The sequence below is a fragment of the Sutcliffiella tianshenii genome (assembly GCF_016908565.1).
Classification (GTDB): Bacteria; Bacillota; Bacilli; order Bacillales; family Bacillaceae_I; genus Sutcliffiella_A; species Sutcliffiella_A tianshenii.
Map to the genome: position 1 here is coordinate 463,640 of NZ_JAFBED010000001.1, position 26,248 is coordinate 489,887.

General features: G+C 35.1%; 24 protein-coding genes. 1 reads left to right on the forward strand and 23 read right to left on the reverse strand.

The window, feature by feature from the left end; all coding sequences use genetic code 11:
* Positions 1 to 21 precede the first annotated feature (21 nt).
* From manA to galU, 18 genes are all read right to left on the reverse strand, one after another.
* Complete coding sequence (gene manA / locus JOC95_RS01975) at positions 22 to 969, reverse strand: mannose-6-phosphate isomerase, class I (RefSeq protein WP_204412892.1); 948 nt, start codon at positions 967 to 969, stop codon at positions 22 to 24.
* Positions 970 to 981: 12 nt separating this feature from the next.
* A complete protein-coding gene (locus tag JOC95_RS01980) occupies positions 982 to 1,821 on the reverse strand; it encodes an aldose epimerase family protein (RefSeq protein WP_239582684.1) in 840 nt (279 codons plus the stop codon).
* Positions 1,822 to 2,204: 383 nt separating this feature from the next.
* Positions 2,205 to 3,371, reverse strand: a complete 1,167-nt coding sequence (locus tag JOC95_RS01985; RefSeq protein ID WP_204412897.1) for a nucleotide sugar dehydrogenase — start codon at positions 3,369 to 3,371, stop codon at positions 2,205 to 2,207.
* Between the two features lie 490 nt (positions 3,372 to 3,861).
* Positions 3,862 to 4,308, reverse strand: a complete 447-nt coding sequence (locus JOC95_RS01990) for an LbetaH domain-containing protein (protein WP_204412899.1) — start codon at positions 4,306 to 4,308, stop codon at positions 3,862 to 3,864.
* Between the two features lie 210 nt (positions 4,309 to 4,518).
* Positions 4,519 to 5,913: an oligosaccharide repeat unit polymerase gene (locus tag JOC95_RS01995; protein WP_204412901.1), complete on the reverse strand. Its 1,395-nt coding sequence runs from the start codon at positions 5,911 to 5,913 to the stop codon at positions 4,519 to 4,521.
* A gap of 706 nt (positions 5,914 to 6,619) precedes the next feature.
* A complete protein-coding gene (locus tag JOC95_RS02000; protein ID WP_204412903.1) occupies positions 6,620 to 8,332 on the reverse strand; it encodes a phospho-sugar mutase in 1,713 nt (570 codons plus the stop codon).
* Between the two features lie 16 nt (positions 8,333 to 8,348).
* Entirely contained in the window at positions 8,349 to 9,431 is a 1,083-nt protein-coding gene (locus JOC95_RS02005) for a glycosyltransferase (RefSeq protein WP_204412905.1), read from the reverse strand.
* Position 9,432: 1 nt separating this feature from the next.
* Positions 9,433 to 10,821 carry a sugar phosphate nucleotidyltransferase gene (locus JOC95_RS02010; RefSeq protein WP_204412907.1) on the reverse strand — a complete coding sequence of 463 codons (1,389 nt, stop codon included), beginning with the start codon at positions 10,819 to 10,821 and terminating at the stop codon, positions 9,433 to 9,435.
* Between the two features lie 133 nt (positions 10,822 to 10,954).
* Complete coding sequence (locus tag JOC95_RS02015) at positions 10,955 to 12,187, reverse strand: glycosyltransferase family 4 protein (protein ID WP_239582661.1); 1,233 nt, start codon at positions 12,185 to 12,187, stop codon at positions 10,955 to 10,957.
* A 22-nt stretch (positions 12,188 to 12,209) separates the two neighbouring features.
* Complete coding sequence (locus tag JOC95_RS02020; RefSeq protein ID WP_204412909.1) at positions 12,210 to 13,313, reverse strand: glycosyltransferase; 1,104 nt, start codon at positions 13,311 to 13,313, stop codon at positions 12,210 to 12,212.
* A gap of 4 nt (positions 13,314 to 13,317) precedes the next feature.
* The gene (locus tag JOC95_RS02025; protein WP_204412911.1) at positions 13,318 to 14,436 is read right to left on the reverse strand and encodes a glycosyltransferase family 4 protein; all 1,119 of its coding nucleotides are present in this window, start codon (positions 14,434 to 14,436) and stop codon (positions 13,318 to 13,320) included.
* A gap of 206 nt (positions 14,437 to 14,642) precedes the next feature.
* Positions 14,643 to 15,800, reverse strand: coding sequence for a glycosyltransferase family 4 protein (locus JOC95_RS02030; protein ID WP_204412913.1), 1,158 nt, complete (start codon positions 15,798 to 15,800; stop codon positions 14,643 to 14,645).
* Between the two features lie 29 nt (positions 15,801 to 15,829).
* Entirely contained in the window at positions 15,830 to 17,251 is a 1,422-nt protein-coding gene (locus JOC95_RS21490; RefSeq protein WP_204412917.1) for an oligosaccharide flippase family protein, read from the reverse strand.
* 1 nt (position 17,252) lies between these two features.
* Positions 17,253 to 18,062, reverse strand: coding sequence for a hypothetical protein (locus JOC95_RS02040; protein ID WP_204412920.1), 810 nt, complete (start codon positions 18,060 to 18,062; stop codon positions 17,253 to 17,255).
* Positions 18,063 to 18,091: 29 nt separating this feature from the next.
* Entirely contained in the window at positions 18,092 to 19,171 is a 1,080-nt protein-coding gene (gene gmd, locus JOC95_RS02045; protein ID WP_204412929.1) for a GDP-mannose 4,6-dehydratase, read from the reverse strand.
* Positions 19,172 to 19,186: 15 nt separating this feature from the next.
* Positions 19,187 to 20,134 (reverse strand): GDP-L-fucose synthase, encoded by a 948-nt coding sequence (gene fcl / locus JOC95_RS02050; protein ID WP_239582662.1) that lies wholly within the window; start codon positions 20,132 to 20,134, stop codon positions 19,187 to 19,189.
* A gap of 12 nt (positions 20,135 to 20,146) precedes the next feature.
* Positions 20,147 to 20,797 (reverse strand): sugar transferase, encoded by a 651-nt coding sequence (locus JOC95_RS02055; protein WP_419096217.1) that lies wholly within the window; start codon positions 20,795 to 20,797, stop codon positions 20,147 to 20,149.
* Positions 20,798 to 20,833: 36 nt separating this feature from the next.
* On the reverse strand, positions 20,834 to 21,724 hold the full coding sequence (gene galU / locus JOC95_RS02060; protein WP_204412932.1) for a UTP--glucose-1-phosphate uridylyltransferase GalU: 891 nt from the start codon (positions 21,722 to 21,724) through the stop codon (positions 20,834 to 20,836).
* Between the two features lie 675 nt (positions 21,725 to 22,399).
* Between galU and JOC95_RS02065 the strand changes: the two genes are divergently transcribed.
* Positions 22,400 to 22,867: a hypothetical protein gene (locus JOC95_RS02065; RefSeq protein ID WP_204412933.1), complete on the forward strand. Its 468-nt coding sequence runs from the start codon at positions 22,400 to 22,402 to the stop codon at positions 22,865 to 22,867.
* A 56-nt stretch (positions 22,868 to 22,923) separates the two neighbouring features.
* Here the strand turns inward: JOC95_RS02065 and JOC95_RS02070 are convergent, their stop codons facing one another.
* The 5 genes from JOC95_RS02070 to JOC95_RS02090 form a co-directional block, all read right to left on the reverse strand.
* A complete protein-coding gene (locus JOC95_RS02070; protein ID WP_204412934.1) occupies positions 22,924 to 23,166 on the reverse strand; it encodes a hypothetical protein in 243 nt (80 codons plus the stop codon).
* 124 nt (positions 23,167 to 23,290) lie between these two features.
* On the reverse strand, positions 23,291 to 23,722 hold the full coding sequence (gene fabZ, locus JOC95_RS02075; protein WP_204412943.1) for a 3-hydroxyacyl-ACP dehydratase FabZ: 432 nt from the start codon (positions 23,720 to 23,722) through the stop codon (positions 23,291 to 23,293).
* Positions 23,723 to 23,801: 79 nt separating this feature from the next.
* Positions 23,802 to 24,104, reverse strand: coding sequence for a DNA-directed RNA polymerase subunit beta (locus JOC95_RS02080; protein WP_204412944.1), 303 nt, complete (start codon positions 24,102 to 24,104; stop codon positions 23,802 to 23,804).
* 32 nt (positions 24,105 to 24,136) lie between these two features.
* Entirely contained in the window at positions 24,137 to 24,973 is an 837-nt protein-coding gene (locus JOC95_RS02085) for a flagellar hook-basal body protein (protein WP_204412945.1), read from the reverse strand.
* A 30-nt stretch (positions 24,974 to 25,003) separates the two neighbouring features.
* On the reverse strand, positions 25,004 to 25,825 hold the full coding sequence (locus JOC95_RS02090; protein WP_204412946.1) for a flagellar hook-basal body protein: 822 nt from the start codon (positions 25,823 to 25,825) through the stop codon (positions 25,004 to 25,006).
* Between the last annotated feature and the right edge of the window lie 423 nt (positions 25,826 to 26,248).

A 26,248-nucleotide genomic window follows, 5' to 3' on the forward strand; every position in this document is an offset into this window, starting at 1 on the left:
CAGTGTGGATGCCCTGATTTTTTATGGGTGGGAAACGATCAGGCTTACGTTTCCTTCCAAAGTGAACTTACCTAGTCCATGAGGAAGGATGAAGTGGTCACCCTTTTGAAGCTTGAATGTACCTTCTGCGGTTTCCAGCTTTCCTTCCCCATCTATCACACTTGCTATGAGGAAATGGTGTGGCTGAGAAGCGGTATAAGAGCCGGCGATGTCCCATTTATATACGGTGAAATATTCTGCTTCCACATATGTTGTAATGGTGGTATCTCTTACCTTTTCTACCTTTGGTGTCACATTCACATTCTCATGTGGGATGGTGGAAACAGCAATGGATTTCTCGATATGCAATTCACGGGTATTTCCGGCCTGGTCTCGTCGATCGTAGTCGTATACTCTATAGGTAGTGTCAGAGCTTTGCTGTGTCTCAAGGATCAATACACCTGCACAAAGAGCGTGGATTGTTCCGCTTGGCACATAGAAGAAGTCACCGGGCTTAACAGATATTCGTGTAAGCAGTTCATCCCATTCGCCCTTTTCCACCCGCGCAACAAACTCTTCTCTTGTCTCTGCCGTATGCCCGAAGATGATCTCTGCACCCTCTTCACAATCAATCACATACCAGCATTCGGTCTTGCCCAACTCACCGTTTTCATTCTTGTTTGCATACTCATCATTTGGATGGACCTGTACAGAAAGATCCTGGTTCGCATCCAGAATTTTCGTTAAAAGTGGGAAAACTTCACTTGGATGATTGCCGAAAAGCTCTTTTTTCTCCTTATAGAGCTCCCCTAATTTATAGCCCTTATATGGACCATCTGTCACTACACTTTGTCCGTTCGGATGGCCGGATACCGCCCAGCATTCACCTGTCAGGTCTGATGGGATTTCATAATTGAATTCTGTAGCTAGCTTTGTACCGCCCCAGATTCTTTCCTGGAAGGTAGGTGTTAAAAAGATTGGTTGTTTCATGGTCGTCTCCTTTTAAGTTGATTTTATAGCAATAGAGAAGACAGTATTGAGTGTCTCTCCAGGTTCGATATACAAAAGGTCATTTTTCTTATTGAATTCATCCGTCAAGGACATCCATGGCTCGACACAGACAAAATCATTTTCTTGTTCTGTCCAGAGCATCACATAGCGGAATTCCTGACCATATGTAAGAGTGATTGAATCAAACTCCACTTTATTCTGCTGTGCATCAAGTAGCACCACAGCTTCTTTCTTCGCTTCTAAATCTACCATACCATTATAAGGTTTAACTAATCCATCGTTGTAATCATATAGCTTTGTAGCATCTGTAGCCATAGGGAACACCTTAATATCCGATTTAAAATATGGATGAAAGCCTGCAGCAATCGGCATCGGAGCGTTTGAGGTATTACGATACTGTTGTTCAATGACAAGTTCATTTTCTTTCAAAATATAGGTGAACGTTACATCAAAGTCAAACGGAAACGATTTTCTGGTTTCCTCATTACTAGATAGTTGCAAGGTAATCGAAGAATGTTGTTCGTTGGTGTCCAAAACCGACCATACCAGATTTCTTGCAAACCCATGGTTGCTCATAGGATATACTTGATCGTTCCAGGTGTACTCACCATTTGTCAGCTGTCCTGAGATCGGGAAGAGAATAGGGATGCCTCCCCTTACATTCTTGTCCTTATTATAAAGAGTGTCTTTGTTTAAATAAAGGAGTTCTTTTCCGGCAAAACCCAGTTCTGTGATGATTCCTCCACGTTCTGGGACGACCGTGAGCCAGGAGTTGGTGGTGGTGTTATAGAAATTATATGTATGTAATCCCTCTACAAAGTTATTTTCCATTTTGGTCAAAGATGGTACCTCCTGTGTGTCGAATGCATAAAAAAGCTATAGAAGAGTTTATTAAGCTTATTAGATAGGTAAATCGCAAGTCATTTTTTAGTGATCATAATTTTCTATATTGACAGTCAGAAACTTTACTTTGTTAATTCTCCGAAAAACAGAAAAAGTCCTAGATTAGGGGAAACGGTGGCAAATATCGGAGTTGGAAATAGGATATTTTCCCAACCCTCCCTTCTCACAACGCTTTAATATTCCAAATTATATAATTAAAATCAGAGGGAATTCCTTGAAGTAATGGGAAAATCCCAACAATAAATCCCGCTTTCCCTATAACTTCATAAGCTTTAATAAAGGAGGCCCGCTTTTAAGGAAGGCCTCCTAGGTTAATCTCTATTAAATATATCGCGTGTATATACCTTTTCCCTCACGTCTGAAAGCTCTTCATCTATTCTGTTTGATAGGATCACATCGGACTTTTCTATGAATTCTGAGAGATTTCTCATCACCTTAAATTGTTCGAAGGTATCTCCTTGTATTACGGGTTCATAAATTACTACCTCTACGCCTTCAGATATTAAGCGCTTCATAATTCCTTGGATGGAGGAAGCACGGAAATTATCGGATCCTGTTTTCATAGTTAGTCGATACACTCCCACAGTTTTAGGCTGTTTCTCCAATACTTTAGAAGCAATGTAATCTTTACGAGTACTGTTAGAATCTACGATAGCTGCAATTATTTTGTTAGGCACTTCCTTATAATTAGCCTTCAACTGTTTGGTGTCTTTTGGTAGACAGTATCCTCCATAGCCAAAGGATGGGTTATTATAATGGCTTCCGATTCGCGGATCCAACCCTACACCTTCAATAATCTGCTTAGTATTTAAGCCTTTTTCCTCTGCATACGTGTCGAGTTCATTAAAATATGCTACTCGAAGCGCTAAATACGTGTTAGAGAAAAGTTTAACTGCTTCAGCTTCTGTTGAGTCCGTGAATAGAACTGGAATATCCTCTTTTATCGCTCCTTGAACAAGCAAGGACGCAAATTTTTCCGCACGTTCCGATTTTTCTCCTACAATAATTCTGGAAGGATAAAGGTTATCATAAAGAGCTTTTCCTTCACGTAGAAACTCTGGAGAAAAGATAATATTATCTGTATTGAATTTCGCTCTCGTTTCTTTTGTATATCCTACAGGAACCGTTGATTTGATTACCATTACTGCATCAGAATTAGTCTCTAATACAGTTTCAATAACGGACTCTACAGATTTGGTATTAAAATAATCCAAGTCAGGATCATAGTCTGTCGGTGTAGCAATAATGACAAACTCTGCATCCTTATAAGCTTGAAATTTATCAGTGGTTGCAGTGAAATTCAGATCTTTTTTCGTTAAAAATTCTTCAATTTCATTATCCACAATCGGAGATTGTTTTTTATTTAAAAGTTCTACTCTTTCTTGAACGATATCAAGAGCCACAACCTCATTATGCTGAGCTAAAAGCATTGCATTGGATAAGCCTACGTAACCAGTTCCTGCTATTACGATTTTCATTGGTTGACACTTCCTTTGTTTCAGTTGGTATAATTCTTGTTTTGTAATATCGGGTTATTAAAAAGGGGTTCTTCTACTACTTGATGAAACAGCGCCCCGACCTAAAAATCATCAGCTCTGGATCACACATAATTATTAATAAAGATACAATCTATACCAATAATTAGAAATTTTCTTCATATACAGCTTTCCGTGTGATATTAGCTCTGCACTTATTTTCTGTACTGATAGTAAAATAGACAAAGTCTGGAACCAATTCCTCCTCAGAACCACTTTTCCACAAGAACTGCAGTGCTTGCATCACCTTCATAGAGAATAGGGTAAACAAAATACTGCTACAGCTCTTCTACCACTCCTCAATTCTAATAGGTTAGGAGGTGCAGTAATTCAAGAATAATTGCCATTCACAAAAAAAACACCCCGCAATGGTGTCTTGTTATATCCCATAATTGATCTAAAGATTATAAAATGAGTTGAATATAAGCTTTCTTTATTGCTTTTTTTGATAGGATTTTTGCAGTTTTGCAGGTATACCTGCCCAAATTTCGTTATCACCCGTTGAATTCAATAGAACTGAATTAGCTCCAACTATTGTGTTTTCTCCGACAGTTAAGATACCTTTTTTACAAAGGATTTTCGAACCAGCACAAAGAACAGCCCCTCTTTTGATTACAATACCTTCCATTTCGGAAAACTTGTAGTCTTGATAAGCATCAGCTCTACCAATTGTAACACCTTGAAAAATCTGTACATCATCTTCAATGACAGTTTTTGGATGAATAACTAAACCAGTTGAAAGATGATTAAATTTAACATTTTTTCCAATTATAACTTTCTTAGGAATCTCTAGTCCTAATAATTTTAGTACTACAACTGAAAATTTTCCGATTATTAAAAACTTTCTAGTTTTTATTAAAACCTTTATAAATTTCTCCATTGTTTATCACCATCTTTTAAAAAATACGGATACATTTTTTTTGATATTTAAAAAACTCCTTGCTCTAAACTAGTTATTTTATTTCAATAAAACAACTAGTTTAGAGTTCTCAAGATTTTTTCTAAATATTCCTGTCTTACAATTCCGTTACATCTGGGACAATATAGTCAATGAATATTGCACATGAACACTATCATCTCAGTTAGAACTTTATTTACTCCACACTATTCTATTTTTTTTAGACGTTGTTAATTTAACACCTACAATCGAAAATATAGCAATAACAAACAAAAACGGTAAAGTACTCATTAGCTGACCTCTTAATAAGAAAATCTGGTATGCAGCAAAAATAGGGACAATAACTGAAGCAACCGTAATTTGTTTGTTAAGAACACAGTAGATATATAAATTTTGCATTCTTGCGGTTAAATACCCATAGCAGATAAATAAAGGGATTAAACCGATAAAACCAAAATCGATAAAGAACTCTCCAAATATTGGTGCTGATAAATTCGTATAATCATACATCACACTTTCAGCTGCAAGCATCCCAGTCCCTTGAGATTTACCATCCCAAATGGAACGAGGAACCCAAAATAAAGCTGAAGATATTATTTGTTCGCCATAACTAAAACCATTGATATCTGTGTGTTTTTGAATATTCATTAATTGTTGGAAAGCATCAAAATCACCACTTATTATTACCTTTTCATGAAAACCCTGTATATTAACTTTGAATTCATTATCATACCTGAAAACATCAGAATATGGGAAAACTAACAATAATATTCCAAGAGTGATAATAATAAAGTGTGAAACAGTATGTTGTTTGTGTTTGGAGGAGATAATGAAAAATATCGCAAAAAATATAGAACCTAGCCAAAATCTAGGGGTGGATAATGGGTTGCTAGCAATCATATTAACTACCAAAAGCACAAATATAGATACTATAGTAAAAAGGTTTGACTTTATCAAAGGATGTCTATTTTCTTTATTGATAAAGTAAACCAAACAAAAAATCAATGTGACAAAAACAGGAACTCTTAAGATAGCAGTTCCAATAGCTGAACCTGATATACTTCCCAAAGCCCCTGATACCTCACCTCTTGTACCAAAAACTACACTGGCTCCTCCAATCGCAACAAAACCAACTACAAATAATAACAAACTGATAATAATCATTATTTGTATGCTTCCAAGAGTAAGCTTCAAAGGTCTAACTTCTATAGGATTTATCTTATTACCCATTTTTAATCCTATCTCAAAAGAGATTAGTCCCACAATAATTGTAAGTCCAGCTAGAAAAAAATTATTGTCCGTATAAGAACCCGGCCAATAGAAGGAATGACTCACTATCTGTCCATAGGGGACAAGACCCATGAAAACATAAGTAAAAATGTAGAATGTCATTTCAATTAACCTTCTGTTAATTGACAGGCCAATTGTAACTAATCTAAAAGCCGAATATACAATAATTAAATAAAATAACAGCAAAGAATTAGAAAATCGGCTAATATCAGCCTCTATTAAAGCGATTGGCCCTAAGAAAACTAATACGATAAAAATTAACAAAGAAAGATAAAAGTTATAGTAGCTTGATTGCATTTTCAATACCTCTTTTAAAATAGCTTTTAACTTTAGCTATTATAGCATTTTTCTTAGATTGGTAGCATAAAATTCACGACTTTATTATTCTTAGAACTAATCTATATATTAAGTAATCACAAATTATAGTTAAGCAGTCTCTCTTAGAACAAACCTGTACTTTTGTGGGGGACAACGGAAACGTCAATGGATTTTCAAGGTGCAGTTCACGAGTTTCTCCATTATTAACAATGCGAACAGAATCATATACACGAAAAGTGTATACGATTCTGTTGTATGGATTAATACTCCGGTACAGTGAGCGTGGAGTGGTGCACTTGGTATATAAAAGAAACCTGAAGGCTTAACAGTTACTTTTGTTAATAGTTCATTCCATTCTCCTTTTTAATACGTTGAATAAACTGCTCTTTCGTTTCTACAATATTTTTGGAAATTTACAGGAATCGAGTAAATAATTGGGGTACCAACTCTTACATTTACACCACGGTCAATAAGAGATGCTTAGTTAAGAAATAGCAAGTTTTCATCTTGGAACACTAATTCTGTAACCAAACGACTACGTTCCGGTACAACCAAAAGCGAGATTTGGTATACAGGCTTTTAATTATGTGTAGAAATTCAGACCCCACATTGTTGCTTTCTTCATTAATAAACTCCTTTTTCACCCCAGAAACAAGGGCATAGTACCTGTTTCTAGAGGGAATAGTTACACGATTGCAGCCTTAAGTGCTGTCAGTCTTGCTTGACTAGCTTCTAAGGACTTTTCTTTAACACCGAAGTAATATTTGATTTTTGGCTCTGTTCCGGAAGGACGCAAGCAGAACCAAGATCCATCCTCTAGGAAGAATTTTAGAACATTCGATTTTGGTAATATAATTTCCGTTTTCTTTCCTGTAAACTGACATGTTCTTTCGCTTACTTGATAGTCCTCCACAGCAACTATTTTGATGTCCGTTACCTCTTTAGGTGGATGTAGACGGTATTCCTTCATTAATGCTTGAATCTGTTCAGCACCATCTTTTCCTTTTAAGGTTTTAGAAACTAAATCTTCTAAATAATATCCATATTCTTCAAATATTTCTATAAGCCCTTCATAAAGGGTTTTTCCATGAAGTTTATAGTATAATGCAACCTCTGCAGCAAATAATGCTGATTGCACCGCATCTTTATCTCGAACAAAATCACCAATTAGATATCCATAGCTTTCTTCATATCCGAATAGGAACTCATGTTGTCCCGTTTCCTTGTATTCATTGATCTTTTCCCCTATGAATTTAAATCCTGTTAAGGTGTCAATGGTAGCCATTCCATACTTGTCTGCAATAGCATTCCCAATTTCAGATGTTACGATGGTTTTTAACACAACCCCATTTTCAGGTAGCGTTCCTTTTTTCTTCTTTTGGTGTAATAGATAATGTACCATCAAAGCACCCATTTGATTCCCAGTAAGAACGGTGTACTCTCCAGCTAGATTCTTTACTACAACACCAATTCGATCTGCGTCTGGATCGGTTCCAATTAGGATATCGGCGTTTGCTTTTTTCCCATACTCAATTGCAAGTGCAAATGCAGCATGCTCTTCAGGGTTAGGAGATGTAACAGTTGAAAAGTCTGGGTCAGGTTGCTCCTGCTCTTGGACAATCGTTACATTGGAAAAACCTGTGGATTGTAGTACCCTTCTTACCGACTTATTCGCAGTACCATGAATAGGAGTGAATACAATACTTAATTCCTTTCCCTTCTCAAGAACCAGCTGAGGGTTTACAAGAATGGTTTTTAACTGCTCATTGTAAGCGGCATCTAACTCTTCCCCAATGTATGTTAATAGCCCTTGTGCAATCAGTTCTTCTTTTTCTAGGACTGGGATTTCCAATTCGTTCTCTACTTCGTTCACTTTAAGCACGAGTTCATCTGCTTGTTGAGGAGGGAGCTGTCCACCATCTTCGTTATACACTTTATAGCCATTGTATTCTGCAGGATTATGACTAGCTGTAATGACAACACCAGCGAACGCGTTAAGATGTCTTACGGTGAAGGATAATTCAGGCGTTGGGCGGAGTTCCTCAAACAGATAGGATTTTATGCCATGAGCTCCAAGTGTTTTTGCTGTTTCTAAAGCAAACTCAGAAGACTTGTGCCGAGAGTCATATGCAATAGCAACTCCACGTTCTTTAGATTCTTCTCCATATGATTCTATAAATCTTGCAAGACCTTCTGAAGCTTTACGGACGGTGTAAATGTTCATTCTGTTTGTGCCTGGGCCAATTTCTCCACGCATGCCACCGGTTCCGAAATCAAGGTTTTTATAGAAAAGTTCTTCTTTTTGTTTTTCATCGATTATATCATTTAGTAATTGAAGTAACTCAGGGTCAAGCGACTGATTGTTTCTCCAAAATTCGTATGTTGTTTTCCAGTTCATGGTGTACCTCCTGTGTTTACGAATATAAAATGTATAGTATTTGATTGGAAATGTCCGAAAGACAAGATTTAGCGCTAGTTATTAAATCTTGTTCATTCCTAACATCCCTAATATAGTCTTTACTTATAATTAGTCTTTTTAATTCTTCCCATTGAATAGTAGAGCATCTATTCAACTCTTTTAAAAAGGTTATGGTGACTTGGTCTTCTTGCATATCTTTACGATCCAATAGTATCAATGGTTTCTTTGCAAGTAATGCTTCACTTATTGTCCCCCAACCAGGTTTGGAAATTATTAAATCAGTGGCTGCCAGATAGTTCTGAGATTCTATATAATTTCTTGGGACTACTGTCACGTTAGTTTTCTTAATTTTCATATTAGATGAAACGATAAAATGACAATTCGGACTATCCCATATAGGAAAGTCTTTCTCCACTAAATTATCAACCTTCATACCTAGACCAATGAAAACTACTTGTTTACCTACAGGTATGCTTTTTCGAATTCTTTGAACCTCCATTGTATCAATCTCGCGAGCAAAGAATAAGAATGCAATGTTTTGCTTTCTCCCCCAATTCAGCTCCCTACTGGCTCCCAAATGAAAAAAGTAGTCTACTAACTGGTATTGTTTCCTTAACCACTTCAATTGTTTGGCTGGCACTAGCCCATGATATGCTGTATACCATGTAAAATTAGAGATTCCTATCGTCGGAATCCCTAATAAAGACGCCGCATACAGTGGTAATGGAGAAATATCCGTAATTAGTAAATCTACTTTTTCATTTTTCAGAAATTCGCTTTCTTTTAATGAGCGCCCAGGAAAGTCATTTATGAAGTTATCCATCTTTTTGGATACCGCTTCATAGTCGGGGTATATGGTACACTTTTGCAAAACATATCCTACGTCTGTCTCTATTTCTCTGAAGCGCACTCTATCTTCTAGAAGGGAAGCTTTCATGAATGTTAATGCGAAAGAGTGACAAACAATAATGCATATCTGATCCTCCCTCTTAAGTAACTCCCTAATTATTGCAATACTTCTACTTGCATGTCCATATCCGTAATCTGATATGTAAAAAGCAATGGTCTTCCTGTTCATATTAAAGAATTACTTTTGATTTTGTTTGTTTGAAGTGCTTTAAAACTTCTTCCCAAGTAAAGTATAATCTTGTGAAATCCTCGTCACTTATACCTATTCCAGTCTGTACTTCAATAAATTCAATTTCAGATACTGCTTTAATGCCATGTTTCTTTCCCGCAGGTAAGTGAATAATGTCCCCTGCTTTTACACGTGTTATATTATCATCGAGAGCCAATTCTCCTTCTCCACGGACAATAGTCCAAACTTCGTCTCGAAGGTTATGATAATGGTAGCTAGAGTTCTTGCCTGCATGAATACAGATACGTTTCGTAACCATTTCTTGACCAGATTCATAGGTAGCATAGTCTAACACTCTAGACCAACCCCAAATCCGTTCTTCATACATAGGTGGATGATTAAACTCACCAATTAAACTTTTTATGTTAGGACTTGAAGCTTTGTCTGCTACTAGTATTCCATCTGGACTCGCAGCTACAATAATATCTTTTACCCCCAGGATAGTAACCGGAATATCCAACTCATTAACAAGATGTGTATTGGTCGAGTCGTTTGAAAGGACACCTTTACCTATTTGTGAAGTAGCCATCTCCTCTGTTAATGTGTTCCACGTCCCAAGGTCTTTCCAGTATCCATCATATGGTAGGGCAACAATATGTTGAGCCTTTTCCACTACTTCATAATCAAAGCTAATTTTTGGTAAGGAAGAGTAGTGAGTAAGTAGTTGATCATATTCTAAAGGCAATTCTTTTTCTTTTAAGATGTTTAATAAAAAGCTTAATTTAAACCCAAATACTCCACAATTCCATAATGCGTTAACTTCAAGAAGTGTTTGTGCCTTCTCTTCACTTGGCTTCTCAGTGAATTTACCAACCTTAAAATAGCTACCCTTTTCCACTTTGTCCTGCGGTACAATATACCCGTACTTAGAAGAAGGATAGGTAGGTCTAACGCCCATTAAACCAAGATCTGCATTTGATTCAATTAACACATCTTCTAATTTCTTTACTTGCTCAAAAAAGCTATTTTCCACATATGGGTCTACTGGAAGAACAGCAATAATTTCTTCTTCACTAGTATTCTTTTCAGAATATAAATATGAAGCAGCTAGAGCAATTGCAGGAAATGTATCTCTTCGTTCAGGTTCTACAATAATTGGGACATCTGTTCCGACTTGGCTATGAATCATATCACGTTGCATTTTAGATGTGGCAATTATAGAAGACTCAGCTAGATTAACATTTTCTAATTGCGCCCATACACGTTGGACCATAGATTCCTTCTCACCATTTTTTCCTTCTAGTACTTTTAAGAACTGTTTAGATCTGGTGTCGTTTGATAACGGCCATAACCGCTTACCAGAACCACCTGAAAGTAATACTAGTTTCATTTTTTCCCCTCCACAAAAAAACAGGTCATTTATAGACCTGTTTTATTTCATATTTGTTTTTTGCTGTCTATTTCTAAGTTACTTTACAATACCAGTACTGCTCGGAAAGTACTTCCCTCTATCACTTATTAAATCAAATTTTCTTAATTAACTCTCTATATTTATTAATTGAAGTTTCGCGTCTCAAATATTTTTCTAAGAAAGTACGTCCATTCAATCCCATTATTTTTCTTTCCTCTTTGTTTAGTTTATATAAATGCACAATAGCATCTTTAATCCCTTCATAATCTTGCGGCTCAACTATTATCCCAGAATTACTTTTCTCAATTAATAATTGAGCTTCTGAGTCTTTTTCCAATACACCAAGGATTGGTTTCCCAGCAGCCATTACTCCATAAATTTTACTTGGAACTGAAACGCCTTTAATACCTTTTTGGTTTACAACTAGATGTACATCGGCAATATTCAAAGAGTATTTAATTGATTCTTTGGGCTGATATGGTAAAAATTTCACATTTGAAATTTTATTTTCAATAATGTATTTCTCCATAGTTTCTTTCATAGCCCCTTCACCAACAAAAAGAAAAACAATATTTTTATTGTTTTTAAAACTGTTTGTGACCCTAATAATATTTTCCAAGTCATAATAAAGCCCTAAATTACCTGAATACATGATAATAAATTTATCATTTAAGTTATTCAAACTAATTAATTTTTCAACCTCGAGGTGAGATTTCTCCAAAGGTAAAATCTCATTTTCATTAGTCCAGTTATTAATAATAGTATGTTTAGGAATTGCTTTATTTACAAAACGTTTTCTTAGTGTTTCTGACATATCTTGGCCGACCAAAACAATCATATCTGAATATGAACAGTTAAATTTATCGACTGTTTTTGCTAATTTGAAAATTATTTTATTATTAGTATAATTAACAGCTTCAGCTTGTTCAGGGTTGAAATCTTGAATGTTATAAATATGTTTAGATCCTTTTATAAACTTCCCAATAGTACCAATTAAACCACCTAATATCGGAGGCTGTGAAATGGTATATATGATATCAGTTTTTTCCTCTTTTAATAAAGCAATATTTGCCAATAGAAAATATGATAATATATACTTAATTCTACTTAACTTTGAAGTTTTATTGACTTGTGGGAGTTTAATCCTTACAACCTTAATATTTTCTAATTTCTCGGTTACTAAAATCCCTTTAGATAAGTCTTTTTCCCCAGCGTAACCGGGTTTTGCAGCTATTACTGTTATTTCGAAGTCATCTTGTAAATCTAAACAGAGTTCTGTCATAAGTTGACCTGTGGAAGCAAGATCTGGATAAAAATAATTAATTACAAATACAATTTTCTTCAATTCTATCACCAAAATTCAAATTTTATGAAGCATTAATTGCTTTTAAGATGCTTTTAGCATAAGAAAAAGGATGCAACTTCTTCCAAAGCTTTAAAGGGACACTATTTTGTTTAACTATTTCTTTATTGTCTAAAACCCAATTCAATGACTTGGCATAGTTATCTATGTCTAAAGGATCAATTGACTTTCCGTTCTTTTCTTCAATAATAATATCTCCAGTCGCACCAGCATATTTTGATGCTAATGTAAAAGTATTTGTGGCAATACCCTCATTAATAACTAATCCCCACACCTCGCTGATTGATGGAACAATAAGACAATGAGAGGAATCAAAATAAAGTATTATTTCATTTTGTTGTTTATAGCCTACAAATTTGATATGATTATTCAACTTCTTCTTCTTAACAATATCTGTCAGTTTTTTTTCTAATGGTCCAGAACCTACTATTGTTAGCTCCCAATCATATCTCTTTAATTTTTCGAATGCAGTAATGGTTTCAATTATACCTTTTCTCTCAATCAATTGACCTACATACAAAAATTTAAATTTTTCTTGTTGGTTTTTATTTAATTTATTTTGGTTGGTATTTTTATAATAATACTTAACATCTACTGTATTTGTACCAGTTGTTATCTTGTTTCTATTAACTCCATAATGTATTAAACATTCTGTGGCCTTAGTGCCGTAGGTAACGAAATGATTAATTTTTTTAAAAAAGGTTTTTCTAACTCTGTTTACAATTTTATTTTGTATTCTACTGCTATCTAGTGTACTTCCCCACCAAACGATACATTTTTTTCTGAAAATTTTACAATAAATCATTGCAACCCAATAACCTATATTATCGTAACCCGGAATGATAATTGTATCAGGTGATTCTTTTATCAATTTTATAAACATTCCTGGATTAATATGAATTCCCATATCAAGTTTTTGAATAAATAAATGAAATCCGTACAACAATACATATTTATATTTAATTTCTTCTAAATTTACCTTCCACTTTCTATTAGCTTCTTTTTCTTGCAAGTACCATACATCAAGATCTACATAACTGCTTAGTTTATTTAAAACGCTTATCCTATAAGGAGCAACGGTATTAGTAATTAAGAGAACTTTTTCCACTTGTTTATTCTCCATTATCTTTAAAGATTTTAGTTAAATTTTCTAAATACACTTTATTTGTAAATTTTTCTAAAAATAACTCCCTACTCTTTTTTCCCATTTCTATTCTCATTTGCTTATCGGTTGATATTTCAGAAATATGTGTCTGCAACTCGGCGATAGTAGGGTCTTTTAATAATATCCCATTATCCAAAATTAGATCTGGAATCGCACCTACACAACTGGAAATTATAGGTAATCCGGCTGCTAACCCCTCAATAATTGATATTGGTTGGCCCTCAAAATCTGAAGCTAGAACCATAATATCCGAATTTAGCAATAAATCTTTTTTTTCTTGTCCTGTAACCACACCTAAATGTTCGATAAATTGCGACTGATTCTCCTCTTGCACTTCTTTCATTACACTTTCAAAAAGTGTTTCATCCTGGATAAGTCCGGCTAACTTGAGTGTAAGGTTAAAACCTTGTTTTCTTAGATTTAAAACAGATTTAATTATTTTGTGGTAACCCTTACTTTTCATGAGATTACTTAAATAAACAATTTGAATTGGGTCATCGACCTTCTTTTGAAACTTCCTTTCTTGGTTAGAAACTATTAACTCATTTGGTATAAAATCCTCATCAATTCCATTTGAAATAATTTCCACTTTTTTTGGGAATCCAAGAAAATTATTCCTTAATGAATCACCCAATACTACCGCTACATCCACCTTTAACAATCCATTTTTTACAAATAGCTTTTCATAATTATTTAGACTATTAATTAATTCTCCCAGTTTATTACCATGTAAATGAGTAATGACCTTTTTTACCCTTTTTCGTCCAATATTTATCATTATTATATCCCTTAATAACCCAAATCTGGTTTGTGAAATTGAAATATATAAGATATCTGTATTATAATTTCTAACTAGTTTATTTAATCTAGTGATCCTAAGAATATCGTCCTTTATTTTCTTGTTTGTAAATTTGCCAATATTCTTTATTTCCCCCCTGCTTGTATCAATCACCTCAATATTAAATATTTTCTTTAAGTTCCGTGAAGATACAATTGTATCTATAGCAATACTTTCCCCATGAATAGGTGGGGGGAGAGGTCCTACTACTAATATTTTTTTTTTCAAAAAATCCCCCTCTTTCAAAAGCTTTATTTGTAAATCTTTATTAATCGACACCCGTTTATAATTTCTCAACTTTAATCGTCGGTAAATTAAATTGATTTGTACACCAAGTATCCGGTTAATTGTATAAAAAGATAATATACACACTTCCTGGACTGTTATAACCTTCTACCGGAATTTAAAACAATAAATCATATCGATATTTTCTGTTAAAAATTATTATTATCCATATTAATAAGCGCTAAATATTGATTTGCAAAGTTTTCTACGCTTCTATCTTCTTCAAATTTTCTACTTACTTTTTTTGCATTTGTTTCATAAAATTCATAGTTAAGTAACAGTTTATCAATTGAACTCGCTAAATCTTTAGCATCTTCTACTTTGAATACTATTCCATTATTAAACTTGTTTATAGTTTCAGGAAAATGGATAATATCAGGAACTACAACTGGTTTTTCCATTAAGATAGCATCTGTAAGGACACCGCTCTCACCATTAAAATAAGATCTATATGGAAGTATAATTGCATCAGATACATAAAAATATTTTAAAACATCCGCTTCTTCCACATAACCTAGTCTTAAGGTATTATTAGAGTTTTCATTAGCCATATCAAGCTTGCTTTTAATGAATTCCTTTTTAAAAGTTTGTTCTTGTCCGACTATCATTATTGTGACTTTACTTTCAACGATTTTTAATGCATCTAATAATATATCTAACCCCTTATCATGTCTAGTGCCACCAAAATATAAAAGCACTCTAGAAAGGACAGAATCGGTAAAATCTTGATCAATTTTTAATTTTTTTAATACCTCTTCTTTAGAAGCAAAACTAGGCTTAATTTTTTTTACAGGATATCCAATTGTGTGCACATTAATTTTTTTATTTATATCATTTAACTTTTTCTTTACATCATTTGTATGAACAATAAAAGAATCATTACTTTTCCGTAGTAACGAGAGAATAAAAACTTTAATATTATTATTAGGAAACCAATGTAAAACGTTTATGTTCTTTTCTTTCTTTTTAGTGAAAAAATATTGTAAGATGTATTGGTCAAAATATAGATTAACAAAAATATCTGCCTTAAGTTTTCTAGATATTCTTTTTGCATTTAAATAATCCAGCGAGGATATTAATAAATTGTAAATATGTGAATATTTTCTTTTTTTTGTTTCTTTTGTTGATTCTATACAAATAACTATTATTCCTTTTTTCTCTAAAAAGGATTTATTACTTTCAGAAATATGTTTAGTAATATAAACTATTTTGTGAAATGTGTTTTTCACTTTTAGATTAATCATTAATTCCGAATTATAGAACCAGTGATGTCCTTGGTTAGTTAAATCGAAAAATACAATTTTCATAATATACAGCTCACTTTTTTCCTATATTTCTAACTTTTACTTAACTTTAATTTAATTATTTTATATGTTAATTCTTCTTTTATAAGAATTATTATAATTAGATATGTGATAACACCTATAAAAATAGAGAAAAAGAAATTGAGATCAAAAAAATATATACTTAAACTCATAACAAGAGATGAAAAAAGTATCTTAGAATTATTCAAGCAGAATAATATTGGCACTAAATTAATTGTTTTTTTAGATTTTAATATACACCATATTAATAAGGCCAATTCGCTTATTATATACGCTATCATTGCAGCGTAAATATTATATTTATTGATAAACACATAAATTATAAGTACTCTCAATAGACTTGCAATTATCAACCCTTGAATATAAATAAATTCAAGCTTATTTGGAAAAATAACTTGTTGAATAATAACATTCGATAAACAACCAGTAATAATTAAAAAGCTCCCTAACTTAAAAATTTCATTGTATTGTAAAAAATCTGAACCAAAATAGAAACTTACGAATTTATTGGACGTTATTAAGACACCAAAAAATATGGGTAAACCTAACAAAAAAATAAAATTAGTACTAATCTTAATTACCTTTTGATAATCTTTTTTTTCTTCTCTACTATGGTTTAAATTAGTAACAAACGGCATTAATATTGTGCCTATCGCGGTTATAGGAGCTAGAAATACTCCAAACGTTTTTATGTATTGGCTGTATATACCCAGTTCATAGGTTAGGTTTTTAGATTCTATTATTAATCTATCGACATTCATATAAACTTGAATAATTACAGCTAATACAAAAAAAGGTATTAAAGATTTAATAATTTTCAATGAGTTTCTCATCGAGAAATATTCTAGTTTAGGTTTTCCCACTTCAATGAAAAATTTTATTATAAAATAGATATTTGGAATAAATAGCGTTAAACCGTTAATTAATATAAATACATCTAGATCCCCTGTATCGTTTACAAATAATAATATAAACGCAAAACCAACTATTTTCACAAGAGCATTTCTTATTGTTATTTCCTTAAATCGTTCCTTCCCAGCAAAGTACCAAGTTACATCTAAAATAGTAAATGCCAATAAGTAGACTAACTGTAATAGTAAAAATTCTTTGTAAACTGAATTACTTGCAATAAAAAGAAATAGTACTATTACAAAAAATGCAATAGTACTTCTGATAAAGAATAAATTATAAACTTCTTTACTTAATTTTTCTCTTTCGCCTCTTAAACTCGCAACCATTCTTGTAGCATAGACCGAAGTACCACCTGAAGCAAAAGCGACAAAGATGGATACTATTGAAAGGGTAAAGGCTTCGATTCCTATATTATCTGGACCTAGCACTCTTGTAACATACGGTATTGTAATAAAAGGAATGATTATTGTTAAAAACTGATATCCTAAATTATAAATGTAATTTTGAATAAGCCGCCTCACTTTAAAACCTCAGTTCTGCACCTAAAATATCCTTTAATTTTTCCTTTATAAATACTTTTCTCCAATTACTCTTTCTGTACAAGCAGACTATTGAGGGATATTTAGAATTATTATAACTTTTTATCAAATATTCACGCCCGGGAGATGTGTATTGCCAAGGCCTTCTCCCATATTGTGATATATCTCTAAATAACATCAAATTTTCCTTTTTTGCCAACAAACTTAATATGGACTGATCGTGTCTATGAGCTATTAAATCTTTATTAATATTTGTATTCATTTCATCATTAAGAATACTATAGTCTGAACACCAGTCTAAGTAGTTTGAAATAAATTTTACAGATTGGGAAGTTTTTTTCACTAAAATGAATCCAGCTTGCACCTGATTAGAATATTGGTAACTTTCATTTAAACAACCTAACTTAATGAAACATTCTTTTTTAGTCCATTGATATTCTATAAGAGGTGTTTCAGTAAGAAATATATCTTGGTTAACTTTATCTAATTCTTGAATTATTAAATCAACAGAATTTACGAAAAACGAGCCTGAATCACAATAAAAAACATAATCTCCCTCTGCTGCTTCTTCCATTAGGGTCTTATATAAGATATATGGTTTCCAAAGCCAATATCCATTTCCTTTTCTGCTATTTGTAATAAAATCAGCATGCTTGTCGTAGAAGTTTTTATCTATGCTTTCTGGACCATATTCTATAACTCTATCAAAATTACCGACTGACTTAGCAGTCTGTGTATTTTTTTTTTGTTGTTTTTTAAAGTTTTTGTCTGCATAATTAATTAATATTTTCAAGTTTATTATTCCCTTTCACTAGACAAAAATCAATCAAACATTTTCGTTGTTTTGCTTTCATTTTTTACTTTCTTAACATCCGATTCTACCATTAGCCTTACAAGTTCTTCAAATGAAGTTTTAGTTGGATTCCATCCAAGAAGTGTTTTAGCCTTTGTTGGATTACCTAATAATTGATCTACTTCTGCAGGTCTGAAGAATTTAGGGTCAACTTCTACTATTACGTCACCAGTAGCCTTATTTACCCCTTTCTCTTCAACACCATCTCCACTCCACTCAATTTCAATACCAACATATTTAAAAGCTAGCTGTACAAATTCTCTTACTGAGTGCATTTCACCTGTTCCAATTACAAAATCCTCAGGTTTATCATGTTGAAGAATCAACCACATACACTCAACAAAGTCTTTTGCATAACCCCAGTCTCTAAGAGATTCTAAATTCCCAAGGGACAATTTCTCCTGTTTACCTTGTGCTATTCGAGCTGCTGCAAGAGTAATTTTACGAGTCACAAATGTTTCACCACGACGCTCTGATTCATGGTTGAAAAGGATTCCATTTACTGCGAACATATTATAAGATTCACGGTAGTTTTTAGTTATCCAATAACCATATATTTTTGCTACTCCATAAGGTGATCTTGGATAGAATGGAGTTGTTTCACTTTGCGGTACTTCTTGAACTTTCCCAAATAGTTCAGAAGTTGAAGCTTGGTATACTTTGGTCTTCTCAGCTAAGCCTAGTATTCTTACTGCTTCCAGTATATTAAGTGTGCCCTTTGCATCCACATCTAGAGTATATCCTGGCATATCAAAAGAAACACGAACGTGTGATTGTGCTGCTAAGTTATAAATTTCATCCGGTTGGACTTCCCCAATTATACGAGTCACGTTTAAAGCATCAGTAACGTCTCCATAATGCAAATGGAAATTTTTATTATCTATTAGCGCTTTTGCTTCTTCTTCTGTTAATAAATCTTCTAATCTTTCTTGGTTATAGGAAGAACTACGACGGATTACTCCATGTACTTCGTATCCTTTCTCTAATAAAAACTCTGATAAGTAAGATCCGTCTTGTCCTGTAACACCTGTAATTAATGCTTTCTTCATAATTGCCTCCAAAATTTAATTATTCACTGTAGTAGTTAATTCATTTTCTAAATACCAAGTATATGCTTTGTTTAGTCCCACTTCCAAGGACACAGTAGCTTTCCAACCTAAGGCATTTATCTTTGTTACATCTACTAGTTTGCGTGGTGTACCATCTGGTTTTGAAGTGTCGAATTTAATCTCTCCTTCAAATCCTACAACTTCTTTCACTTTATACGCTAGATCTTTAATGGAGATATCTTCCCCTACTCCAATATTGACAATCTCATTTCCTTCATAATTATTCATTAGGAAAATACATGCCTCTGCTAAGTCATCTGAATATAGGAATTCCCTCTTTGGAGAACCAGTTCCCCAAACTTCCACATTAGAAGTTCCATTTTGCTTCGCCTCATGAAATTTACGGATGAGTGCCGGCAATACATGCGAAGAGTGCAGGTCAAAATTGTCGTTTTCTCCGTATAGGTTAGTCGGCATTGCAGAAATGTATTTCGTACCATATTGACGGTTATAAGACTCACACATTTTAATCCCTGCTATTTTCGCAATAGCATAAGGTTCGTTAGTTGGTTCTAGTTCTCCAGTTAATAGATACTCTTCTTTTAAAGGTTGAGGTGCTAATTTCGGATAAATGCACGTGCTGCCCAGGAAAAGAAGTTTTTCTACATTATTACGATAAGCTGCATCTATTACATTCATTTGTATTAATAAATTATCGCGAATAAAATCAGCTCTATATTCATTATTAGCTACTATCCCACCAACTTTAGCCGCAGCCAAGAATACATATTCAGGCTTTTCCGTTTCGAAAAACTGATCTACAGCAACTTTTTCCCGAAGATCTAATTCACGGCTTGTGCGAAAAATGATGTTTTCATATCCTTGTTTTAGTAAGTTGCGTACAATGGCTGACCCGACTAGACCACGGTGACCAGCTACATAAATTTTTGATTCTTTATTCAACTTAATCATCCTTTAGAAAGCGTTTTTTGAACCTACTAATAATAGCACAGTTTTAACAATTATTTTCATATCTAATAACACGCTGCGTTTTTTTATGTAGGCAATATCCAACTCTACCATTTCTTCAAAACCAACATTACTTCTACCACTCACTTGCCATAGGCCTGTACACCCAGGAGTCACCAATAGCCGTTGCTTATCATATTCTGTATACTCAGCAACCTCTCTTACTAAAGGTGGTCGTGGCCCAACTAGGCTCATATCTCCCTTTAGGACATTCCACAACTGCGGTAGTTCATCGATGCTTGTTTTTCTTATGAATTTCCCAATCCTGGTGATCCGTGGATCATCCTTCATTTTGAACATAGCACCTGTTACTTCATTATATTTTAATAATTCGTCCAATTTAGCTTCAGCATCTGCCACCATGGAACGGAATTTATACATTTTAAATTCTTTTTCATCTTTCCCAACTCTTATTTGGGAGAACAGGATTGGACCTTTTGGATCCTCTAACTTTATCAATAGGGCTACTATTAAAAACAAAGGTAACAATAATAGCAATCCAATAGAAGCACCTATTATATCCATAAGTCTTTTAATCGTTAATTGTATTTTGTTTTCATTTATGGCTGATAGCGGTACGTGAGTTGTGTCATTAATTAATCTCTTAGCAAATTCAGTCAATGTCCTTCACCTCTACTTAACAGGTTGAGCATTTGTGTATTTTTCTAAGATGTCTCTCATGTACTCTACTAATCCTTGTTGAAGGTCTTCATGCTGAAGCGCAAATTCAATAGATGTCTGAATAAAACCTAATTTCTCTCCAACATCATATCGTTTGCCTTCAAAATCATAAGCGAAAACCCTTTGGATTTCATTAAGTGCTTGAATGGCATCGGTCAATTGGATTTCTCCACCCGCACCTGTTTCTTGCTTATCAAGGAACATGAAAATCTCCGGTGTAAGGATATAACGGCCCATAATCGCTAGATTGGAAGGAGCAGTACCTGGCTTTGGTTTTTCAACAAATTTATTCACTTGAAAGCGACGACCTTCATTTTGAAGAGGGTCAATAATCCCGTAGCGATGTGTTTCATTATCTCCTACAGTTTGAACACCAATGACAGAAGATAACGTTTTGTCATATTCATTAATCAGTTGCTTTAAGCAAGGTGTTTCTGATTGCACGATGTCGTCACCAAGCAAGACAGCAAAGGGTTCATTTCCAACGAAATTTCTGGCACACCAGACAGCATGACCAAGTCCTTTAGGTTCTTTTTGGCGAATATAATGAATGGTAACATTCGAGGATTGACGAACTTTTTCTAAAAGATCGAATTTCTCTTTTTCTAATAGATTTTGCTCTAATTCCAAATTGTGATCAAAATGATCTTCAATAGCACGCTTTCCCTTACCAGTTACGATAATGATATCTTCAATTCCTGATTTAATCGCTTCTTCTACTATGTATTGAATCGTCGGTTTATCCACGATAGGAAGCATTTCTTTAGGCATTGCTTTCGTAGCTGGCAAAAATCTTGTCCCTAACCCAGCCGCAGGTATAATTGCTTTTCTTACTTTTTGCATGTAATAAAACCCTCCTTTTAATTATTACCTTCAAAAAGGAAATATCTAATTACCGAAAAAGTTCGATAATTAGATATTTTCTTTTTATTAAATAATGGGCATCTAACCCATCCTCACACCAAGCCTATGACGACAGGCGTCTAAGGCTCGCAGACCCAACAGCTTGATCGAGTGCCTCCATTGATAAAGGTAAGGAGACATTACCTTTCTCTTTAACCTCTTGTTGAAATCAAAGTTTAATTTGTCGAATTCTTATATATCTCTATCATTTTATTAATATAGGATTTAATACCTATGTCGAAAACTGTAATATTCCTGTAATGTTTTAGCACTTTCCAATCTTAACATAGAATACCTTGATATGTAATGGGTGAATTTTGTCGAATGCAGTCGGTTTGGGGTGTAATTTTTAACAATTAACTAGTTCTATTTATCTACATTTGTAACGTTTGTAAAATAATAATAGACGGTTTGAATGTCAGACAACTTTTGTTACCAATGCCTATTATATACAATCTTTCCTTATGTATCTACATTATGTGACATATTTACATAGAAATAACTAGGAAATTTTAGTGAATGCGCTTTCTTGTTTCCTCCTGTACTTCTAACCTACTAACCTTGTCATACAATGGATATAGATAAGCTCAATGTGGGAACGGGGTGGAAAGTCCCTTGCGGAGAAGGCAACGGCAAAGACAGGTTCTAGTTGGAATTGTGGGTGTGTTTCTTCTTATTATAATCGTGTTAATTTTTAAATTGATTTTCTCGATTGGAAATAATACCGCTGAAGGAACGGTGCATCAGTTTTATGAATACGAGCAGGAAGGTGACTTCGGGCGATCCTGGGAGCTGCTTCACCCAGTCATGCAGGAGAAGTTTGGACGCAGTGCATATTTTCAGGATAAGGCGCATGTGTTTATCGGACATTTTGGGGCAGAGACATTTTCCTATGAGGTTAGTGATGTTAAGAAACTAAAGGATTGGCGGATGGAGAAGGAGGGGGAGATCTTTGAAACGGTTTATGAATATGAGGTGGAGTTGAACTATCGTGGGAAGTATGGGCATTTTTTATATATTCAATATGTTTATGTGGTGAAGGAAGAAAAAGAGTGGAGGATATTGTGGGATTATAAAAAGTAAATTTATTTTTCATAGAAAAAGGGACAGCATTTACTGTCCCCCCGCTTTTGGATGGATTACTGCTGGTCGTTCTCAGCATCCTCTTCATCTTTATTCATATCTTCTTCCATCTTGTTCTCATCTTCTTGCATGTCTTCTTCCATGTTGTTCTCATCTTGTTCCATATCAGGATCCATAGGCTCTTCCGCAGGAGGCTGCTCGTTCTCAGGTGGTGGAACATCCTCGTTATTTGCTGCACATCCAGTGATCAACATTGCCGCTAACGCTGTACCAGTTAATTTGATTAACATTTTGTTCATTCTAACCTACTCCTTTCGCATATGGGTTTTATTGTCGAAGACCTTTAATGCTTTTTTCGTTTGGTCCCTTTTTATATTCCCCAATATTCGTAAAAGCTTGCATAAATGAACAAATTATTTCAAATTACGACTTTGGTCCTAATGCGAACATCATTTCCAATTCGCAGACAAGCTCTCCATCGACAGTTGCGACACCTTTTCCTTTACCGATGCTGCCGCGGACGCGGGTCATTTCGACTTCAAGGCGGAGCTGGTCTCCAGGGATGACCTGCTTTTTGAATCGGCAGTTGTCGATGCCGGTGAAGAACGCAAGGCGTCCTTTGTTTTCTTCTTTTTTGAGCATGGCCACCGCTCCGACTTGCGCTAGTGCTTCCACGATCAGTACCCCGGGCATGACAGGGAACTCTGGGAAGTGTCCATTGAAAAACTCCTCATTTGCCGTTACGTTCTTGATCCCGATTGCACGCTGGCCTTCTTCGATTTCTATTATCTTGTCCACTAACAGGAATGGATATCTATGTGGAATGATTTCTTTGATCTGATTGATGTCTAACATTTTTATGACCTCCTACTAATAGTTACTTACAATTATATACGAAGGCATAAAAAAGAGGAAGCCTTTGTCATAGACTTCCCTACTCTTTATTCACTAAGTCGATGATATGCTGCCATGTACTCTTGTCCAGTACATCCATCGGTTTGCCGTCGCCTAATACCCCGTAGCCGAACATGGCACCTGCAACCACTGCAATAATCATGACTCCCAGGACGATGATTAGACGAAGCCAGATAGGAATAAGACGAACACGCCATTTAAGCCGTTTTGGTTTTTCTTCACTTGTTGCCGCTTCTTCTCTTACCTGCTTTGGTTTAGATTTCTGAGCTTTGCGCAATTCTTCCCTTGTTAAGCTCTCTTGTCTTGCTTCATTTTGTTCCATTGCGCAACCTCCCTTTACCTTTGATTTCTATGTTAAGCCTTTAAGCCATTTACAAGTCCCATCATCTGATCTGCGAATTGGACCGATTTTGCATTGAATTGATAATTCCGTTGCATCAAGGTCATTTCCGTTAGTTCCGATGCGAGATCCACATTGGAATTCTCAAGCATCCCTTGTTGCATGCCTACCGCTGTACGGTCAGGGCCTTCTACAAACTCTATGATGTCGTCCGGATTCGCCAATCCTTCTCTAGGAAAGGAATAAAGCGAACCAGGCTTTGCATCCAGCATCTGCGGACGGATTGCACGGGCTATCCCTAGCTCACTTGCAAGTGCCTCACCATTAGGACGTACCGCTGAGATAACTCCACCGGGTTGCAATTTTATATCCTGTATATCATCTGGAAATATTATTTGCTGGTCGTTACTGTCCAATACAGGATTGCCTTCAGCTGTTACCAGCATCACTTCATTGTTATTGATCGGGGACAGGTAAAAGACACCATTTCTTGTGAATTGGGTGCTTTGTTGACCGTTTTCTGTTGCCTGAACGGTAAAAAATAGGTCTTCTTTTGTTAATGCAAAGTCTAGCATACGTTCCGTCGTTTTTAAAGAACCCTGTGTCAGATTTAGTTTTGTCTGGCCAAGGCCTGCCCCAGAGGAAAGACGAATTCCGGTTGGTGTTTGGCGCATGGATTCGTAGCGTCCCATCGGCTGGTTATTGGCTTGTTGCACAAGTAGCTCCTGGAAAGTCGCAGAACGGTTCTTATAGCCGACTGTATCAATATTTGCTACATTATGGCCGATCAGATCCAATTGCTTTTGAAGTTGGTTCATCGTATTGGTTGCATTCAGCATGATTCTGTTCATGATTATTCCTCCATTCCGTTCGTGAGGCGATTAGTTAATACGTCCGATTTCGTTCGCCGCTTTCTGCATGCTCATGTCATAAGCTTGTATCACTTTCTGGTTCGCTTCAAATGCACGGTAGGCGGCGGTCATATCACTCATTGTCTGGGCGGAATCGACATTTGAACGTTCAATGTGCCCTTGCATGATTTGATAGCTGATATTCTGATTCGTAAAGGCGTTCGTCAGCTGCTGCCCTTCCGATGCACGGTACAAACCGTTTCCATCGCGGATTAGCTGGTTCGCATTGTCTGCATAAGCGATGCCCAGGCGTGTTTGTGGTACATTGTCGACAAGTAGGGTACCGTCCGGCTGTAATGTGAAGGAATTGGCATTCACCTGGATACGGTTGCTGGTTTCATCGAGCACATACAATCCATTGTTGGTTGTGAGATAGCCTTGGGAGTCCAATGCAAAGTTACCGTTTCTTGTGTATCGTGGTGTGCCATCCGTGTTTTCTACTGTAAAGAATATAGATGCGTTTTCTGGAAGGGTCTGATTCAGGATGGCAAGATCTGTGTCATTGCCTGTCGGACGCATGTCGCCTTGTGAGAATTTCGGTGCAACATCCTGGACATAGACGCCCGTATTGATTGGTCCAATCAATTGGTTCTGGGCAAATTTCAACGGTTTCGTGGTAGGTACGCTCGTTGCATCGAGCTTGCTTAAAAGCATTTCCGGAAACGCGCGTAGGGATGATTGGTCCGCTTTATAGCCAGCTGTGTTCGCGTTGGAAAGATTATTGGACAACAACTCCATGCGGCGCTGCTGGGCGATCATGCCGGCGGTTGCTGTGTGGAAGCCTCGTAACATTTCATTCACCTCATTGTTTGACGTACAGTTTTATCTATTTTCTATTATAGTACAAAATTGGAAATGTCGATATATGTAATTTTGTGAATAGTGGGTTTTTGAGAGTCATAAGGAGGATTCATACAAAAAAAGAACCCGGTATTTTCACCGGATTCCTTTACATTTATTCTTTCACCATCAGATTGGTCATTTTTGACCTATGGTAATTCAATTTAATTTTCAATGACTCCTTCAAACCTTCATCCAAACAGTCTTGTATCAATATTTCGTGGTACCTTACTCTGATTGTATGCCACATGAGTTTGATTTTTAGAAGCAAATGAGCACACCTCCGAAGTGTTGTTGTTCTTATATATACCCTTCGAAGGCGTTATATAACTTGTGAGGGAGTTTTTAATTTCAGGAGGATAGCAGTATCTAGCT

What these genes read in the sequence shown, in the direction of transcription:
- JOC95_RS02005 (WP_204412905.1), bottom strand. Translation starts at nt 9,431, where the DNA reads ATGAACAGGAAGACCATTGCTTTTTACATATCAGATTACGGATATGGA.
- JOC95_RS02090 (WP_204412946.1), bottom strand. Translation starts at nt 25,825, where the DNA reads ATGTTACGAGGCTTCCACACAGCAACCGCCGGCATGATCGCCCAGCAG.
- JOC95_RS02080 (WP_204412944.1), bottom strand. Translation starts at nt 24,104, where the DNA reads ATGGAACAAAATGAAGCAAGACAAGAGAGCTTAACAAGGGAAGAATTG.
- JOC95_RS01990 (WP_204412899.1), bottom strand. Translation starts at nt 4,308, where the DNA reads ATGGAGAAATTTATAAAGGTTTTAATAAAAACTAGAAAGTTTTTAATA.
- JOC95_RS01985 (WP_204412897.1), bottom strand. Translation starts at nt 3,371, where the DNA reads ATGAAAATCGTAATAGCAGGAACTGGTTACGTAGGCTTATCCAATGCA.
- fabZ (WP_204412943.1), bottom strand. Translation starts at nt 23,722, where the DNA reads ATGTTAGACATCAATCAGATCAAAGAAATCATTCCACATAGATATCCA.
- JOC95_RS01980 (WP_239582684.1), bottom strand. Translation starts at nt 1,821, where the DNA reads ATGGAAAATAACTTTGTAGAGGGATTACATACATATAATTTCTATAAC.
- JOC95_RS02010 (WP_204412907.1), bottom strand. Translation starts at nt 10,821, where the DNA reads ATGAAACTAGTATTACTTTCAGGTGGTTCTGGTAAGCGGTTATGGCCG.
- JOC95_RS01995 (WP_204412901.1), bottom strand. Translation starts at nt 5,913, where the DNA reads ATGCAATCAAGCTACTATAACTTTTATCTTTCTTTGTTAATTTTTATC.
- JOC95_RS02070 (WP_204412934.1), bottom strand. Translation starts at nt 23,166, where the DNA reads ATGAACAAAATGTTAATCAAATTAACTGGTACAGCGTTAGCGGCAATG.
- galU (WP_204412932.1), bottom strand. Translation starts at nt 21,724, where the DNA reads ATGCAAAAAGTAAGAAAAGCAATTATACCTGCGGCTGGGTTAGGGACA.
- gmd (WP_204412929.1), bottom strand. Translation starts at nt 19,171, where the DNA reads ATGAAGAAAGCATTAATTACAGGTGTTACAGGACAAGACGGATCTTAC.
- JOC95_RS02085 (WP_204412945.1), bottom strand. Translation starts at nt 24,973, where the DNA reads ATGAACAGAATCATGCTGAATGCAACCAATACGATGAACCAACTTCAA.
- manA (WP_204412892.1), bottom strand. Translation starts at nt 969, where the DNA reads ATGAAACAACCAATCTTTTTAACACCTACCTTCCAGGAAAGAATCTGG.
- JOC95_RS02030 (WP_204412913.1), bottom strand. Translation starts at nt 15,800, where the DNA reads ATGAAAATTGTATTTTTCGATTTAACTAACCAAGGACATCACTGGTTC.
- JOC95_RS02000 (WP_204412903.1), bottom strand. Translation starts at nt 8,332, where the DNA reads ATGAACTGGAAAACAACATACGAATTTTGGAGAAACAATCAGTCGCTT.